Genomic DNA, 15,188 nt, shown 5'->3' on the forward strand with positions numbered 1-15,188 from the left:
CAAAAAAGCATTATTTTGTAGCTTGAATGGAATGTAAATGAATCAAGTGAAAAAACTTTTAATTATCGGTTCCGTTTGGCCCGAGCCAAATTCGTCTGCTGCCGGAGGAAGAATGATGCAGTTAATTTCTATTTTTAAACAGAATGAATTTGACATCACATTCGTTAGTGCGGCATTAGACAGCGATTTTATGGTTGATTTGTCTGAGTATGGAGTAGCGAAAAAAAGCATTGAGCTCAATTCGGCCAGTTTTGATGATTTTGTAAAGGAACTAAATCCACAAGTTGTTCTTTTTGATCGTTTTATGATTGAGGAACAGTTTGGATGGCGAGTGTCAGAAAACTGTCCTGAAGCGATTCGGATTCTCGATACCGAAGATTTGCATTGTTTACGCGCTGCCAGACAAAAAGCTTTTAAAGAAAATCGAAAGTTTGAAGTGGCAGATCTTTTTTCTGAAGAAGTAGCAAAACGAGAAATTGCGAGTATTTTAAGATGTGATTTGTCTTTGATTATTTCGACGTTTGAAATGGATGTTCTAAAAGACAAGTTCAGAATCAGTGCCGATTTGCTTTTGTATCTTCCTTTTTTGACAGATTCGATGTCTGAAGATGATCTTTTGAAACTACCATCATTTGAAGAAAGGAATAAGTTTGTTTTTATTGGGAATTTCTTTCATGAGCCCAATTGGAATACGGTTCAGTATTTAAGAGAAGTAATTTGGCCTTTGATCAAAAAAGATTTTCCTACAGCTGTTTTGGAAATTTACGGCGCTTATCCGTCACAAAAGGTATTGCAGATCCATCAGCCTAAGAATGGATTTTATATCATGGGAAGGGCAGTGGATGCTGTCGAAATCGTCAAAAATGCGAGAGTTGTACTGGCGCCAATTCGTTTTGGAGCAGGTTTAAAAGGGAAATTGTTAGAAGCTATGCAATGCGGAACTCCAAGTGTGACCACTGCAATTGGTTCTGAAGCGATGCATGCTAATTTGCCCTGGAATGGTTTTATAGAAGATGATGCAGCTGAATTTGCTATAAAAGCGATTAAACTTTATCAGGATGAGAATCTTTGGAAGGAAGCTCAGAAAAAGGGAATTGCAATTATCAACGAGTGTTACTTGAAAGACAGGTATTCGGATGGATTCATGTCTGTGGTAAATTCATTGCTAATGGATTCTACAAGTCATCGTCTGCATAATTTTATGGGTAGTTTATTGCAGCATCATGCTTATAAAAGTACGATGTACATGTCAAAGTGGATTGAAGCGAAGAATAAGTAAGTATTCAGTTGGCAGTTTTCAGTCCCAGTTACTGTAAACTGAGACTGAGAACTGAAAACTGCGACTGCAAACTGAATACTGAATACTATTTCAAAATGCCTTCAACAGCCTGAATAGTTGTCGCATGGTAACCTGATTTTGCTTTTTCGAAAATCTGTTTAGCCCACACTTTTCCTTCAGGAGTTTTAACCATTTCTTTGTATAACATCATTACAGATCCGGTTCGGCTTATTCCAATTAGAAATTGCTCAATAGCAGGATTGGCTGTTTTGTATTGATGTTCAATGGCCTGAACAAACCACTGACGTTTGATAATGAAATTACCACCTTTTGTAAAGTTGAATTCTTTGTCAATAGCTTCCATCTCTTTTACTGTAATATCAGTTGGAAGATGATCTATAAAATGCTGTTTTTCGGCAGTTGTTGTAATTTTTTTACTTAGGCCTGTTACGCCTGTCTCTCTCCATGTTTTTTGGATTTTATCAATCGCATCAAAATCAGGAGAACTTACCGGAAGGATGTTTGACGGAATTCCCGGTTTGTAAATCCATTCGTCTAGTTTTATTTTATCTGCCAGCGCTTTGTCGTCTTTAATAAGATTTTCTTTAATGTATTTTACGAAGTCTTCCGTTGTGATCGATTGGAAAGCATGTGAGTCGAAATAATTTTTAATAAATGGATCGAATTTTTCACGACCAACAGCATTCTCGATAACTCTTAAAAATGCATACCCTTTTACGTATGGTATTTGACTGATTCCATCATCAGGATTTCTTCCGGTAAGACTAACTTTTAATCTTGTGTCCGGATTGGTGTCTCCGTATTCAGCTACATTATCGACTAATTCTTTGTTTGTGATAACGTTTTGCATTTCAAATTCTTTCTTTCCAAAGATGGCTTCTCCAATTCTGTGTTCTACGTAAGTCGTAAATCCTTCGTTTAACCAAATATCATCCCAGGTGGCATTAGTTACTAAATTTCCGCTCCAGCTGTGTCCTAATTCATGTGCTAAAAGACTTGTTAGAGAGCGGTCTCCGGCAATAACGCCCGGAGTAAGGAAAGTTAAGTTTGGGTTTTCCATTCCGCCATAAGGAAAGCTTGGAGGTAAAACCAGTACGTCGTAACGTCCCCAACGGTATGGTCCGTATAGTTTTTCGGCAGCACCAACCATGTTGCCTAATTCGGCAAATTCCCACGCTGCTTTTTTTAGCAAAGAAGGTTCTGCGTAAACTCCGGTTCTTTTGTCGATAGATTGAAATTCAAGATCTCCAACAGCGATAGCCATTAGATAAGAAGGAATTGCTTTGTCTTGTTTGAAGGTGTAAACTCCGGTGTCATTTTTCTTTTGCGGATTAACAGCGCTCATTAAGGCTATTAAATCTTTAGGAACCGTAACTTTTGCATTGTACGTAAAACGAACGCTCGGTGAGTCCTGACATGGGATCCAGGTACGGGACCAAACACTTTCGCCCTGAGAGAAAAGAAATGGTTTCTTTTTGTCTGCCGTTTGCTCCGGAGTTAGCCATTGTAGCGCCACAGCGTTTTTAGTAGTGCTGTAGTAAATGTTAACTTTAGTAGTGTTGGGTTCGATGGTAATGTGAAGTGGTTTTCCGTGAAATTCTACGTCGGTGCCAAGTTTGAATTTCGTTTCTTTTTCTTCGTCTCCTAAGGTTACTTTAGTAATGTTAAGGGTGTTTTCGTCGAAGATAATTTCGTTTCCTTTACTGATGTTGTCAATTTGCCAGGAAGCTTTTCCGGTGATGGTTTGGGTGTTGAAATCGACTTTAATGTCAAGATCGAGGTGTTTAACGACGGCGAGTTCAGGTTTAGAATAGCTGTGTTCGTCAATGACAGCTGTTTTTTTTTCAGTTTGTTCTTTCTTCTGGCAGGCGAGAGCTGCTAAGAATAAAGCTACAAGAGTTATTTTTTTCATTTTTATATGTTTTGGATTTGAGGATGAAAATTAAACAAAAAATCCCGTCCCGAAAAACTTCGGGACGGGATTTTATTATAGGGGGTCTTCGACTTCGCTCAGACGGACATTCGACTTCGCTCAGATAGACATTCGGCTTTGCTTAGTCATTTTATATAACTTCGCTCAGACGAACATGGCATAGAAATTATGCTAACATGGTCACCGGGCTTTCGATGTATTGTTTTAATGTTTGTAAAAACTGAGCTCCGGTTGCACCGTCGATTGTTCTGTGGTCACATGCTAATGAAAGCATCATGGTGTTTCCAACTACAATCTGACCATTTTTTACTACCGGTTTTTCTACAATTGCTCCTACAGAAAGGATTGCAGAGTTTGGTTGGTTGATGATTGAATTGAATTCAGTAATACCAAACATTCCAAGGTTAGAAACGGTAAAGGTGCTTCCTTCCATTTCCTGTGGACCCAGTTTTTTGTTTTTCGCTCTTCCGGCAAGATCTCTTACGCTTGCACCAATTTGAGATAAACTCATAGCGTCTGTAAATTTCAATACAGGAACTACTAATCCGTCTTCAACCGCTACAGCAACACCAATGTTTACGTGGTGGTTGATGATGATTGCATCTTCTTTCCACTGAGAGTTGATTTTTGGATGTTTTTTCAAGGCTAAAGCACAAGCTTTAATTACCATATCGTTAAAAGATACTTTTGTATCCGGAACTGTATTGATTGTTGCTCTTGCGCCCATAGCTTCGTCCATGCTTACTTCAATCACTAAGTTGTAGTGAGGTGCTGTAAATAAAGATTCTGCCAAACGTTTTGCGATAATTTTACGCATTTGAGAGTTTTTAATCTCTTCTGTGAAAACTTCTCCGGCAGGAACAAATACTTTTGGTGCAGCAGGTGCAGCTTCTTGTGGTTTAGCAGCAGAAGTTGTAGTTGCAGCAACCGCAGCAGGTGTTTGTGCAGCAGGAGTAAAGTTCTCGATATCGCTTTTCACGATACGTCCGTTTTCTCCTGAACCTTTAACCTGATTTAATGAAATTCCTTTATCAGAAGCGATTTTCTTCGCTAATGGCGAAGCTAGAATTCTTCCTCCGTTTGAAGTTTCGGCTACTGTTTCTGTTGCTTTTTCAGCAGCAGGAGCAGCTTTAGTTTCTTCAGTTGCAGGAGCGCTTACAGCACCTCCGGCAGTATAGTTTGCAGAAATTCCCGAAACATCAGTTCCGGCAGGTCCGATGATAGCTAATAAACTATCAACAGGAGCTGTATTTCCTTCCTGAATTCCAATATATAATAAGGTACCGGCATTGAAAGACTCAAACTCCATAGTAGCTTTGTCTGTTTCAATTTCTGCTAAGATATCTCCTTCAGCAACAGTATCACCTACTTTTTTCAACCAGGTAGCTACTGTTCCTTCAGTCATCGTGTCGCTCAAACGTGGCATAGTAACCACTACAACACCTTTTGGTAATTCAGTGGCTGCTTTTGCAGGAGCAGCAGTTTCTGTTTTTGTTTCCGCAGCAGGGGCAGCTTCCGCTTTTGGCGCTTCTGCAGCAGGGGCAGCACCACCGGCTAAAAGAGCAGAAATGTCTTCTCCTTCGTTTCCAATGATTGCTAATAAAGAGTCAACAGGAGCAGTTTCTCCCGCTGGTATTCCGATATGTAAAAGAGTTCCTTCGTTGAAAGACTCAAATTCCATTGTTGCTTTGTCTGTTTCAATCTCAGCTAAGATATCTCCTTCGCTAATTTTGTCGCCTACTTTTTTAAGCCAAGTCGCTACCGTTCCTTCCGTCATAGTATCGCTCAAACGAGGCATTGTAATAATTGTTGCCATTGATTTATAGTTTATGAGGTGTGAATGGATAGTCTTCTTGTGCGTATACTACATCATACAATTGTTGTAATTCAGGATATGGAGATTCTTCAGCGAATTTCACACATTCTTCAACCAGGTCTTTTACTCTTTGGTCGATTACTTCAATTTCTTCTTCTGTAGCGTATTTTTGATCCATAATTACATCTAAAACCTGAGTAATAGGGTCAATTTTTTTGTATTCTTCTACCTCTTCTTTAGAGCGGTACAATTGTGCGTCAGACATAGAGTGTCCTCTGTAACGGTACGTTTTCATTTCAAGGAAAGTTGGTCCGTCACCACGACGTGCTCTGTCGATTGCTTCTGTCATTGCTTCAGCAACTTTTACCGGGTTCATTCCGTCAACAGGTCCACAAGGCATTTCGTATCCTAATCCAAGTTTCCAGATGTCGGTGTGGTTTGCCGTTCTTTCAACAGAAGTTCCCATCGCATAACCGTTGTTTTCAACGATAAATACAACCGGTAATTTCCATAACATTGCCATGTTGAAAGCTTCGTGTAAAGAACCTTGTCTCGCAGCTCCATCACCAAAATAGGTCATAGTAACTCCACCAGTGTTGAAATATTTATCAGCAAAAGCTAAACCAGCTCCTACCGGAATTTGTCCACCTACGATTCCGTGTCCTCCGTAAAAACGGTGTTCTTTAGAGAAAATGTGCATAGAACCTCCCATACCTTTAGAGGTACCGGTTGCTTTTCCTAAAAGTTCTGCCATTACGTTTCTAGGATCAACTCCCATACCAATTGGCTGTACGTGGTTTCTGTAAGCAGTAATCATTTTGTCTTTGGTCAGGTCCATAGCGTGCAAAGCTCCTGCTAATACAGCTTCCTGACCATTATATAGGTGTAGAAAACCTCTAACTTTTTGTTGAATGTATAATGCTGCAAGTTTATCTTCAAACTTCCTCCAAAGTAGCATGTCTTCGTACCACTTTAAATATACCTCTTTTGTAACTTCTTTCATCTGAATTCTTTCTTTTGCTAAAGTTTATTTGTGTTATCAATTGTTGCCTGTAACGCAAAATAGTTTCCTCCCACAAATTTGCGCCCGAAAGGTCGGGATGCAAAAATAAGACATTCCTAGTAAGAAGTAAAATTTAAAAGCTACTTTTTGGCTTTTTTTTACAAGAACTTTTTATCAAACATAAACGGCAGTAAGTTTTTTAGAGATGCCGATTTGTAAACTTCGCCGATTTCTCCCATAAAAAAGATTTCAATAGGGGTATCCTGTCTGATCTCGTATTCTGCAATAGATTGGCGGCACGATCCACAAGGAGGAATCGGTGCTGTGGTCTGATTAGTGTCTGAAGCTGCTGTAATGGCCATTTTTAGAATTTTGGCTTCCGGATATACACTTCCGGCATGATAAATGGCAACGCGTTCAGCACATAATCCCGAAGGATATGCCGCATTTTCCTGATTAGATCCTACCACTATTTTTCCATTGTCTAAAAGTAAAGCAGCTCCAACCCGAAATTGAGAATAAGGCGCATATGCTTTTTTGCGAACTTCGACCGCCTGACTCATTAACTCCTGAATGTCTTTTGGGAGTTCTTCAAGGTTATTGTAAATGTTGAAGGATGATGTAATGCTTATTTCTTTCATTTCTGTTTAAGGGAAAAAAAATCCAAATTCCTGAAGAAACAGGAATTTGGATTGTTATTAATTTTTTATTTTCTGGTTTTAATATACTTCGTATTTGTCGCCAAAGTTAAAGGTTAAAGAAAAACGAAGTGTATTTTCTAACGGATTTTTAACTTTTGATGTTGAAAATAAATACGAAACGTCAACTTTTACTACATTGTATTTGAATCCCGCTCCTAAAGAGAAGAATTGTCTGGCTCCTTTTACAGGACTTTCATGAAAATATCCTGCTCGTATGGCAAAGGCATCCTGATACATATATTCTGCACCTACACTATAAGTGATTTCTTTTAATTCTTCGCTGAAACCACCCGGAGCATCTCCGAAAGATTTAAAAATTCCGGATACCCAGCCAATGTCTTTGTAGGTTTTGTATTTTGCTGCGTCAGCTTGCGCCTGAGAAATGTCTCCCGGATCTGTAAAATCACCGTCGCCATTTGCATCTACAGGTGTTCCTGGTCCCGGAGGTGTTGGAACTAAAAGTTTGGTAAATTCAACGCTAAGGCCTAGTTTGTTGTAATCGTCTAAGATGAAGTCAAAACCTCCTCCTAATCTAAGGTTGGCAGGTAAAAAGTTGGAACTGATATCGTCGTTATCGTAGCTTATTTTTTTTCCAAGGTTTTGCAGGTTGAAACCACCTCTCCATCTTCCGTTAAAATCAGCATAAGCAATTTCTTCTGATTGGTAGAATCCGGCAACGTCTATCGCAAAAGTGCTTGAAGCTGATGCATCGATTTCTTCAGAAGCAATTTTCAGATTAGAACGAATGTATCTTGCGGCTACTGCCATTGAGAATTTCTCGCTTAATTTCAAAGAGTAAGAACCGTCTAAGGCAAACTCATTTGGAGAAACGATTCTTGCGGCTTCATTTGGGTCTCCGGTTGTTCTTAATTCGATGTCTCCAAAGCCAAAATAACGGAAGCTTCCTGCAAAGGCACTTCGTTCGTTAATTTTGTTGTAATACGTTGCCTGACCTAATGAAATATCATTGGCTAAGTCTGTCAAGTAAGGGGTGTAGCTGATAGAAAATCCTTGCTTGTCTACTGAGAAAGCATATTTTGCAGGGTTCCATTGTTGTGAATAAGCGTCGGCTGATGTAGCGACCCCCTGATCGGCTAAACCGGCTGCTCTGGCGTCAGCTGCGACAAGTAAAAAAGGTACTCCAGTAGTAATAGGGCGTTCAATGTTTTGAGCTTTTGCGTACGGAATAATTAAAAGGCAAATTAATAGAAGCGATATTTTTTTCATTTATGTTAGGTATGGTGTTGGTGATACAAATATATAGAATATTATAAAATGACAAGCTTTTCGTATTTTTCTGCTTTTTTATTTGTTAAATTAGATTTGACAGTGAGTTTGTAAATGTATACGCCTTTCCCGATTCGATCGCCAAAATCATCTTTCCCGTCCCAGGTTATATCTCTCGATAAAAAACCTTCTGTGGTGACGATTTGGTTTTTTGTCCAGACTACTTTTCCTGTTATAGTCATGACCTGAACTTGTACATCCAGAGGTTCATAAGGTCTGTTGTGTGAAAACCAAAATTGCGTATAGGTTGAAAATGGGTTAGGATAATTAAGAACGTGTGTTAGAGTCAGCGATTCATTTCCGACAACTATAAATTGTATTTCACTGGTTACGGGATTGTTGTAAACGTCCCATGCAGTAAATGTTATCGTGTGCATTCCGGCAGCGAGATTTCGCAATGGAAAACGTAAATTTCCATTGGTGTAATCGTCAAGTTTTGTCTGATAATAATCATTTAGAACAAAAGGATTGCTTACGTCGCCGTCCAGCACTGCTGTAATATCGTGCCCGATTCCGCTTGCTGTATTGATTCCGTTTTCATCTTCAAGAAACGCCAGTAAAAAGGGCGATTCGTTTGTAATTCCTCCCGATACAAAAGTTTCATCGTTCATATATAACTTCACTTTTGGACTTATATTGTCCTGTGGAGCATTTTCATTTATTCCTCCAATTTTTATAGTGGCGTTGTAACCTGATTGATTTTCAAGTGTTTGATTTTTCTTGGCGTAAAAACTAATTCGGCCATAATCAACAGGAACACGGATGTCTCGGGGTACAACAAAGCTGAATTCAAACTGGCCGTTGGTTACCGAAGCATTTCCTCTGAAAATAGTTTCTCCTAGTATTTTGAATGACATTGCAGGGCTATATCCATCATTATTTAGGGTGCTGGTCGTGATTAACTTGTCAAAGATGGCGGTTGTCAGTTCGCCGTTGTAATTGCTTAACAGTGTGTTGTTTTCGTCTGTTATTTCTCCTGTGATTTTAATTTTTGACAAAGATTTGAAATCAGGAATAGGCTGAGAAATCGCAATGTCATTTATTTTTGTTAAATTGATTTTTGGTTTCGGAATGGCCAGCATCAAAGCAGGGTCGCCAATGTAAAAAATGACATTACTGGATGAGCTTGGATTTTCATTTTTAGAAATTCGAAGCGCTTCGGCGATGCTCGTGTATGGGGTGGATCCGTATGAAAACAGGTTTTTGTTCAGGCTGTCATTAAAGTTTTCCGCATTGTATTGTCCTATGGCGCGAATGGTGGTTAACATGGAGATGGCGCCTCCTTTTGGATTCCAAAAAGTATATTCTCCTGCGGTTGGTCTTGTTGGGTCATCAAATCTAGAAAACTCGCAGGTTATCGTAATGAATAAGGGGTATTTGTATTGATTGTTCAGGTTTTGACCGTCTGATTTTTCCCAGATTCTTTCGGCTGCGAGACCGTCTTCGCCGCCATGTCCAAGATAGTTAAAGACTAAAGCGCCTTTTTCAAAAGCATTAAACATATCGGTTCTTGCCTTCGGGTATCTCGATCCTCCTGCGGAAGCTTCCTGAGTGTAGGCGTCGAGGAAAATCTTTTCTACATTTAAAAATGGTTTTTGGGTAGAGATTGCATCGGCCAGGGTGTTCTGGCGCGATTGTAAGCTTGCGTCTGAGCTTCGGTCAGAGTCATCGCTTACCATAACGACATTGTTGCGCCAGTTTCCAAATGATTTTTGGTCGTGGTATTCTAAAACTTTGTTGACCATTTCTGCTGCCTGGGCATTGTCAGAAATTAACATTCTGCCTACTGCGATATCAATTCCTCCAAAAGGGAAAACGACAACGCCTTCATTAGGATCCATAAGTCCGTAAAAATCATCTGAGGCAAATGAGGCTTCTCCGGTAGAGTTGCTGATAACAGATTGATATACAGGTACGACGTTGGTATTGTTTGTAATTCGGTCTTTGTAGTCAAATGAAGCGTCTCCGAACAGATTTATATATTTAAGTCTTTTGTCGGAAGCAGAGGCGTTGCTGTACAAGTATCGAATGCAGTTTCTAATGGCTGCCACATCTTGCTTTCCTGAAGAGAATTCCTGATAGATGTTCTCCAGTGCAATTACTTTTACATTTAAATTAGAATTTATCCGGTGGAAAGTGGCTAGTTTTTCAGCTTGAGAAACAAGCGTTTTTGGCGTCACGATTATATAGTCGATGTCTTGAAAACTGTTTTGAGCATTCCTGAAAAGTGTTCCTTTTAGATTTTGATTGGCGACTTTTGATTGGCTTTCTTTTAAAGGAGCGTAATAATCAGCAGGGTCAAGGGCGATGTATGTTCGGATTTCGCCCAACGATGCCTTAAAGCTAAAGTTGGGTTGATTGGTGCTTTCTATTTTTAAAGTATTAGTAGGGTCAGTAACGTCCCAAATCTGAGAAATGGCAGCAGCATTTCCGATGGTGTAATTGGCTATTCCGGGAGTTGTACCTGCTAAATTGTATTGAAATTTAAATTGTTTTCCGATGCCCAAAAGCTTTCTTTTGGCAGTCAGATTAATGAAGTCAAGATATCCTTTTGACCCCGGAACACCATTGTTGTTGTAGGTAAGTTTTATTTTTACATTTTCAGCTCCGGTAAAAGCTGCGTTGGATGGTAATTCCTGATTGTAATATTTGATATCGGAGTTTAGTGCCAAGGCCTGAAAATTAAGATTGCCTACATTTTGTCCGTTGGCAGAAATGGTAAACGAAGTAGGAGTATAGGCTGCTGAGGCTGCTTTGAGTTCTATTTTTACGGGTACTGAAGTGTCGATGTTGGGGAAGTTAAAGCTGAATTCTTGTTCCTGAGTAATGTCAAAAGATTCTCCGCACCACTGGCGCCCCAGATGGGCGATGTTTATTTTGTCGATCTCATGAAATTGATAATCGTCGAAAGTATTGAGCTCTAAAGTGCTGTTGCCGGTGGGTTGATTTAGAGGGGCGATTCGTTTTCCATCACCGCCTGTAGTGGTAATGTAATAATAGGATTTGGTGTCGTACAGGTTCAGGTTGGTTTGACTTTCTGTGTTCCAGTTTTCAACGCCTTCACCATAAAAAAGAATGTAATCTTCGTTGTTGAATACGCCGTCTGTTTCACCAACGATCTGAATCGCATTTTCTGCCAGATCTTCCGGATAATAAGCGTTGTTGGCAAGAGGAAGCATTTTTCCTCCATTTCCATAAATTTTGATTCTCCTCGGGTCTGTTTTTCCGGGGTCAAATCCCAGGCTTTGAAGGAAAGATCTCGAGATTTTGTAGACGCCCGATTTTTCAATGTAAAAACGATACCAGTCTCCTGTAGCTAATACAGAATTGTAAATCGTATTTGCTTTTTGAAAAGAAGAAGTGTTGCCGTTTTTTGAAGTGTTATCCGAGGTTTTTTTGTAAGAAAAAGATCGGATTCGTTTGAAGCTGTTTCCTTCTTTTATGATAGGCGATAATGATAAAAATACCTGCTTTAGGTCTCTTGAGGTAGTTGTTTTGAGAGTCTCATTTGGTTTTTCAGGGATATTTTCGAGCGAGAGGTCACCCAGATCGGCAGTTGAAACGGATTCGTAAATGACGTTGAAAATTTGAATCGAATTGTAGTTTGAATAACCGGATTCGGTCAGATTGAGCAGTAATATTATGCTTTTTTTAGTAGTATCGTACCGAAAACTGTTTCCGGAAAAATACGGTATTTTTAATTTTGAGTCGCCAAAACTCATCTCTTTTTTGTTTTGCCAATCTAGCGTAAAGTCACCATTTATCTGGGAAAATGAGATAAATGGAAGGAGAAAAAGATATAAGATCAGGACTTGTTTCATTAGCGAATAAAACGGTTTTTAATTAAAAATATTTTAGTAGGTAAAAATATAGTATTTCATGTTATAGTAAATAATAAAAAGTATATTTTTGCGTTCGTAACAATAGGTTATTTTCTGGTAAAAAACAGCGAAATAAAATTATTAGAACAGATGTTGCCAATTAAATGTTAATTATTATATTGCAGCACCTAAATTTATCACCTAAGAATGAGTATGAAAGTAAACAAAATTGTAGTCTTGCAATTAATGATGTCAATGGTATTGATGTTAGGCACGGCTAGTTGTAGCAAAAAATCGAGTTCCAGTCATGCCTCCAGGGCAACTGGTTGGGACGTAGACAGTCAGAATGGAACTGCTGCCAGAAATGCAGGAAAAAAACAACAGGCTGGTCCTGGTTTAGTTTTTGTTGAGGGAGGTACATTTACGATGGGTAAAGTACAAGATGATGTTATGCACGATTGGAATAACACACCAACTCAACAACACGTTCAGTCATTCTATATGGATGAAACTGAAGTTACGAACGGTATGTACTTAGAGTACCTGGAATGGTTAAAGAAAGTTTTCCCACCAACAGAAGAAAATTACAAGAATATTTACGAAGGAGCATCTCCTGATACTTTAGTATGGAGAAATCGTTTAGGATACAACGAAACGATGACAAACAACTACTTAAGACACCCATCTTACGCAAACTACCCGGTAGTAGGTGTAAATTGGATTCAGGCTGTTGAATTTGCTAAATGGAGAACTGATCGTGTGAACGAAGCAGTTTTAGAGAAAAACGGTTACCTTAAAAGAGGAGCAAAAACTCAGGACGTTAGCGCTGAAAGTTTATTTAATACAGAAGGTTATGTTGCTTCACCAAGTACAACTTATGGAGGTAATGAAGAACTTGTGTTAAAGAAAAACCCTAGCGGAAGAAAAAAACCTAAAACAGGTAAAGACGGTGTTGTTCAGGAAGAGAAAAATGTTTATGCACAACGTTCTTCAGGACTTATCTTGCCGGAATACAGACTTCCTACCGAAGCGGAGTGGGAATATGCTGCTGCTGCTGATGTTGGACAAAGAGAATACAATATCTATAAAGGACAAAAGAAATATCCTTGGTCTGGTGATTACACACGTTCTTCAAAACGTAAAAACAAAGGAGATCAATTGGCTAACTTTAAACAAGGAAACGGTGATTACGGTGGAATTGCAGGTTGGTCTGATGATGGTGCAGATATTACAAACTCTGTAAAAAGTTACGCTCCTAACGATTTTGGATTGTATGATATGGCAGGAAACGTTGCCGAATGGGTTGCTGACGTTTACAGACCTATTATCGATAACGAAGCAAATGATTTCAACTACTTTAGAGGAAATCAATATGCTAAAAACAAAATCGGGAAAGATGGTAAAATTGAAATTATTACTAAAGATAATATTCAATACAAAACATTAAGTAACGGTAAAAAAATAGCAACAAATTTACCTGGAGAAATCGCTCAGGTTCCTGTTGATGAGAATGAAACTTACTTAAGAACGAACTTCGATACAAGTAACAATATCAACTACAGAGACGGAGACAAGCAATCTTCTAAATATTTTGATTTCGGAGATTCTGAATCAGGATCAAAAGCAGATCAGGCGATGTACAACTCACCTAAACACAATATCACAACAGATAGTTTAGGTCAGATGGTTAAGAAATATGATAACTCAAGTAAACGTACAACATTAATCGATGATAATGTAAGAGTTTACAAAGGAGGTTCATGGAGAGACAGAGCTTATTGGTTGGATCCGGGTCAAAGAAGATATTTCCCTCAGGATATGGCAACTGATTACATCGGATTTAGATGTGCAATGTCTAGAGTAGGTGCTAAATCTGAGAAAAGAAAATCACCTAGAAACTAAAATCTAGAATATTCAATAAAAAAAATTCCAAATTCCAACTGATTTACGCAGCTTTTGGAATTTGGAATTTTTTTATTGCTTATTTTTAATATGTAAAAATTTTTATAAATGAATATTCAGGACCTTCATAATTTGTTTTTAAAATGTAAATCAGTTTCAATTGATACGAGGAAAATTGAAAAGGATTCTATGTTTTTTGCGATAAAAGGAGAAAACTTTGATGCCAATACGTTTGCTTCGCGGGCGATAGAACTGGGAGCCTTATTTGTTGTTATTGATAATGCCGCTTACGCTATTGACGACAGAACAATTTTGGTAGAAAACAGCTTAGAAACATTGCAGGAACTGGCAAAGTATCACAGAGCATATTTGAAACTTCCTATTATTGCTTTAACAGGAAGTAACGGAAAAACAACTACTAAGGAATTAATCAATGTAGTTTTGTCTCAGAAGTTTAAAACCAAAGCAACTGTTGGGAACTTAAATAATCATATTGGGGTTCCGCTTACTTTGTTGTCTTTTACAAAAGAGACAGAAATCGGAATCGTTGAAATGGGGGCAAATCACAAGAAAGAGATAGCGTTCTTGTGTGAGATTGCGCAGCCTGATTTTGGCTATATTACCAATTTCGGAAAAGCACATTTAGAAGGTTTTGGCGGTGTTGAAGGAGTAATTATTGGTAAAAGCGAGATGTACCAATATCTGGCGAAAAACAATAAGATCGCTTTTGTAAATCTCGAAGATCCAATCCAGATTGAAAAATCAGCCGGAATTGAATCTTTTACTTTTGGAGTGAATAATGTTCAGGCAAACCTGAAAATCAATAGTATTCAGGCAAATCCATTTGTGGTGATCGGGTACGATAACTTTAGCGTAGAATCGCATTTAATAGGGCTTTACAACGCAAATAATATCAATGCAGCTGTAGCAATGGGAGCTTATTTTAAGGTTGACGATACGGCAGTAAAACAGGCTATCGAAAATTACATACCGGAGAACAACAGATCTCAATTATTAAAGAAGGGATCGAATGAGATTATTCTGGATGCTTATAATGCTAATCCAAGCAGTATGGCTGTGGCTATTACTAATTTCCTGCAATTGGAAAATTCGAATAAAGTAATGATCTTAGGAGATATGTTTGAACTTGGCGACGAAAGCCTGCAGGAACACAAACAAATTGTAGATTCATTGTCCAATCAAAATCAATCCGTTTGTTATTTGATTGGGAAGCACTTTTACGAAACAAAAGTGGTCAGCGACAAACTTCAGTTTTTTGAAACTTTTGATGTTTTTGCTGAGTTTTTGAAGACAATACATTTTAAAGAAAATACGATTCTGATAAAAGGATCCAGAGGTATGGCTTTGGAACGTACATTGGAATTTATAAACTAACAAAAAGGCATTCTCTACAGAATGCCTTTT

Annotated in this window: 9 protein-coding genes; 3 read left to right on the forward strand and 6 right to left on the reverse strand. The window is 38.5% G+C overall.

The features are described 5' to 3' along the window. The first annotated feature begins 37 nt into the window (after nt 1-37). On the forward strand, nt 38-1,279 hold the full coding sequence (locus OLM58_RS09950) for a glycosyltransferase (RefSeq protein ID WP_264532156.1): 1,242 nt from the start codon (nt 38-40) through the stop codon (nt 1,277-1,279). Nucleotides 1,280-1,364: 85 nt separating this feature from the next. Here OLM58_RS09950 and OLM58_RS09955 read toward each other — a convergent pair whose 3' ends face one another. The 6 genes from OLM58_RS09955 to porU form a co-directional block, all read right to left on the reverse strand. Continuing rightward, entirely contained in the window at nt 1,365-3,212 is a 1,848-nt protein-coding gene (locus OLM58_RS09955) for a hydrolase/aminopeptidase (RefSeq protein WP_264532157.1), read from the reverse strand. 187 nt (nt 3,213-3,399) lie between these two features. After that, nucleotides 3,400-5,049: a pyruvate dehydrogenase complex dihydrolipoamide acetyltransferase gene (locus tag OLM58_RS09960; RefSeq protein ID WP_264532158.1), complete on the reverse strand. Its 1,650-nt coding sequence runs from the start codon at nt 5,047-5,049 to the stop codon at nt 3,400-3,402. A 4-nt stretch (nt 5,050-5,053) separates the two neighbouring features. Then, the gene (gene pdhA / locus OLM58_RS09965) at nt 5,054-6,052 is read right to left on the reverse strand and encodes a pyruvate dehydrogenase (acetyl-transferring) E1 component subunit alpha (RefSeq protein ID WP_017497233.1); all 999 of its coding nucleotides are present in this window, start codon (nt 6,050-6,052) and stop codon (nt 5,054-5,056) included. Between the two features lie 158 nt (nt 6,053-6,210). Continuing rightward, complete coding sequence (cdd, locus tag OLM58_RS09970) at nt 6,211-6,693, reverse strand: cytidine deaminase (protein WP_017497232.1); 483 nt, start codon at nt 6,691-6,693, stop codon at nt 6,211-6,213. 78 nt (nt 6,694-6,771) lie between these two features. Then, entirely contained in the window at nt 6,772-7,980 is a 1,209-nt protein-coding gene (gene porV, locus OLM58_RS09975; RefSeq protein WP_264532159.1) for a type IX secretion system outer membrane channel protein PorV, read from the reverse strand. A 41-nt stretch (nt 7,981-8,021) separates the two neighbouring features. Next, complete coding sequence (porU, locus tag OLM58_RS09980) at nt 8,022-11,861, reverse strand: type IX secretion system sortase PorU (protein WP_264532160.1); 3,840 nt, start codon at nt 11,859-11,861, stop codon at nt 8,022-8,024. Nucleotides 11,862-12,074: 213 nt separating this feature from the next. On the opposite strand from porU, the gene gldJ reads away from it, so the two are divergent. Both gldJ and OLM58_RS09990 read left to right on the forward strand, forming a co-directional pair. After that, a complete protein-coding gene (gldJ, locus tag OLM58_RS09985; protein WP_264532436.1) occupies nt 12,075-13,763 on the forward strand; it encodes a gliding motility lipoprotein GldJ in 1,689 nt (562 codons plus the stop codon). A 108-nt stretch (nt 13,764-13,871) separates the two neighbouring features. Then, on the forward strand, nt 13,872-15,158 hold the full coding sequence (locus OLM58_RS09990; protein ID WP_264532161.1) for a UDP-N-acetylmuramoyl-tripeptide--D-alanyl-D-alanine ligase: 1,287 nt from the start codon (nt 13,872-13,874) through the stop codon (nt 15,156-15,158). Nucleotides 15,159-15,188: the final 30 nt, after the last annotated feature.

The sequence above is a fragment of the Flavobacterium sp. N502540 genome (assembly GCF_025947365.1).
Classification (GTDB): domain Bacteria; phylum Bacteroidota; class Bacteroidia; order Flavobacteriales; family Flavobacteriaceae; genus Flavobacterium.

Excerpts from the sequence above, each read along its gene's own strand:
- gldJ (WP_264532436.1), top strand. The coding sequence starts at position 12,075 with ATGAAAGTAAACAAAATTGTAGTCTTGCAATTAATGATGTCAATGGTA.
- OLM58_RS09950 (WP_264532156.1), top strand. The coding sequence starts at position 38 with ATGAATCAAGTGAAAAAACTTTTAATTATCGGTTCCGTTTGGCCCGAG.
- OLM58_RS09990 (WP_264532161.1), top strand. The coding sequence starts at position 13,872 with ATGAATATTCAGGACCTTCATAATTTGTTTTTAAAATGTAAATCAGTT.
- cdd (WP_017497232.1), bottom strand. The coding sequence starts at position 6,693 with ATGAAAGAAATAAGCATTACATCATCCTTCAACATTTACAATAACCTT.
- pdhA (WP_017497233.1), bottom strand. The coding sequence starts at position 6,052 with ATGAAAGAAGTTACAAAAGAGGTATATTTAAAGTGGTACGAAGACATG.
- OLM58_RS09955 (WP_264532157.1), bottom strand. The coding sequence starts at position 3,212 with ATGAAAAAAATAACTCTTGTAGCTTTATTCTTAGCAGCTCTCGCCTGC.
- porV (WP_264532159.1), bottom strand. The coding sequence starts at position 7,980 with ATGAAAAAAATATCGCTTCTATTAATTTGCCTTTTAATTATTCCGTAC.
- porU (WP_264532160.1), bottom strand. The coding sequence starts at position 11,861 with ATGAAACAAGTCCTGATCTTATATCTTTTTCTCCTTCCATTTATCTCA.
- OLM58_RS09960 (WP_264532158.1), bottom strand. The coding sequence starts at position 5,049 with ATGGCAACAATTATTACAATGCCTCGTTTGAGCGATACTATGACGGAA.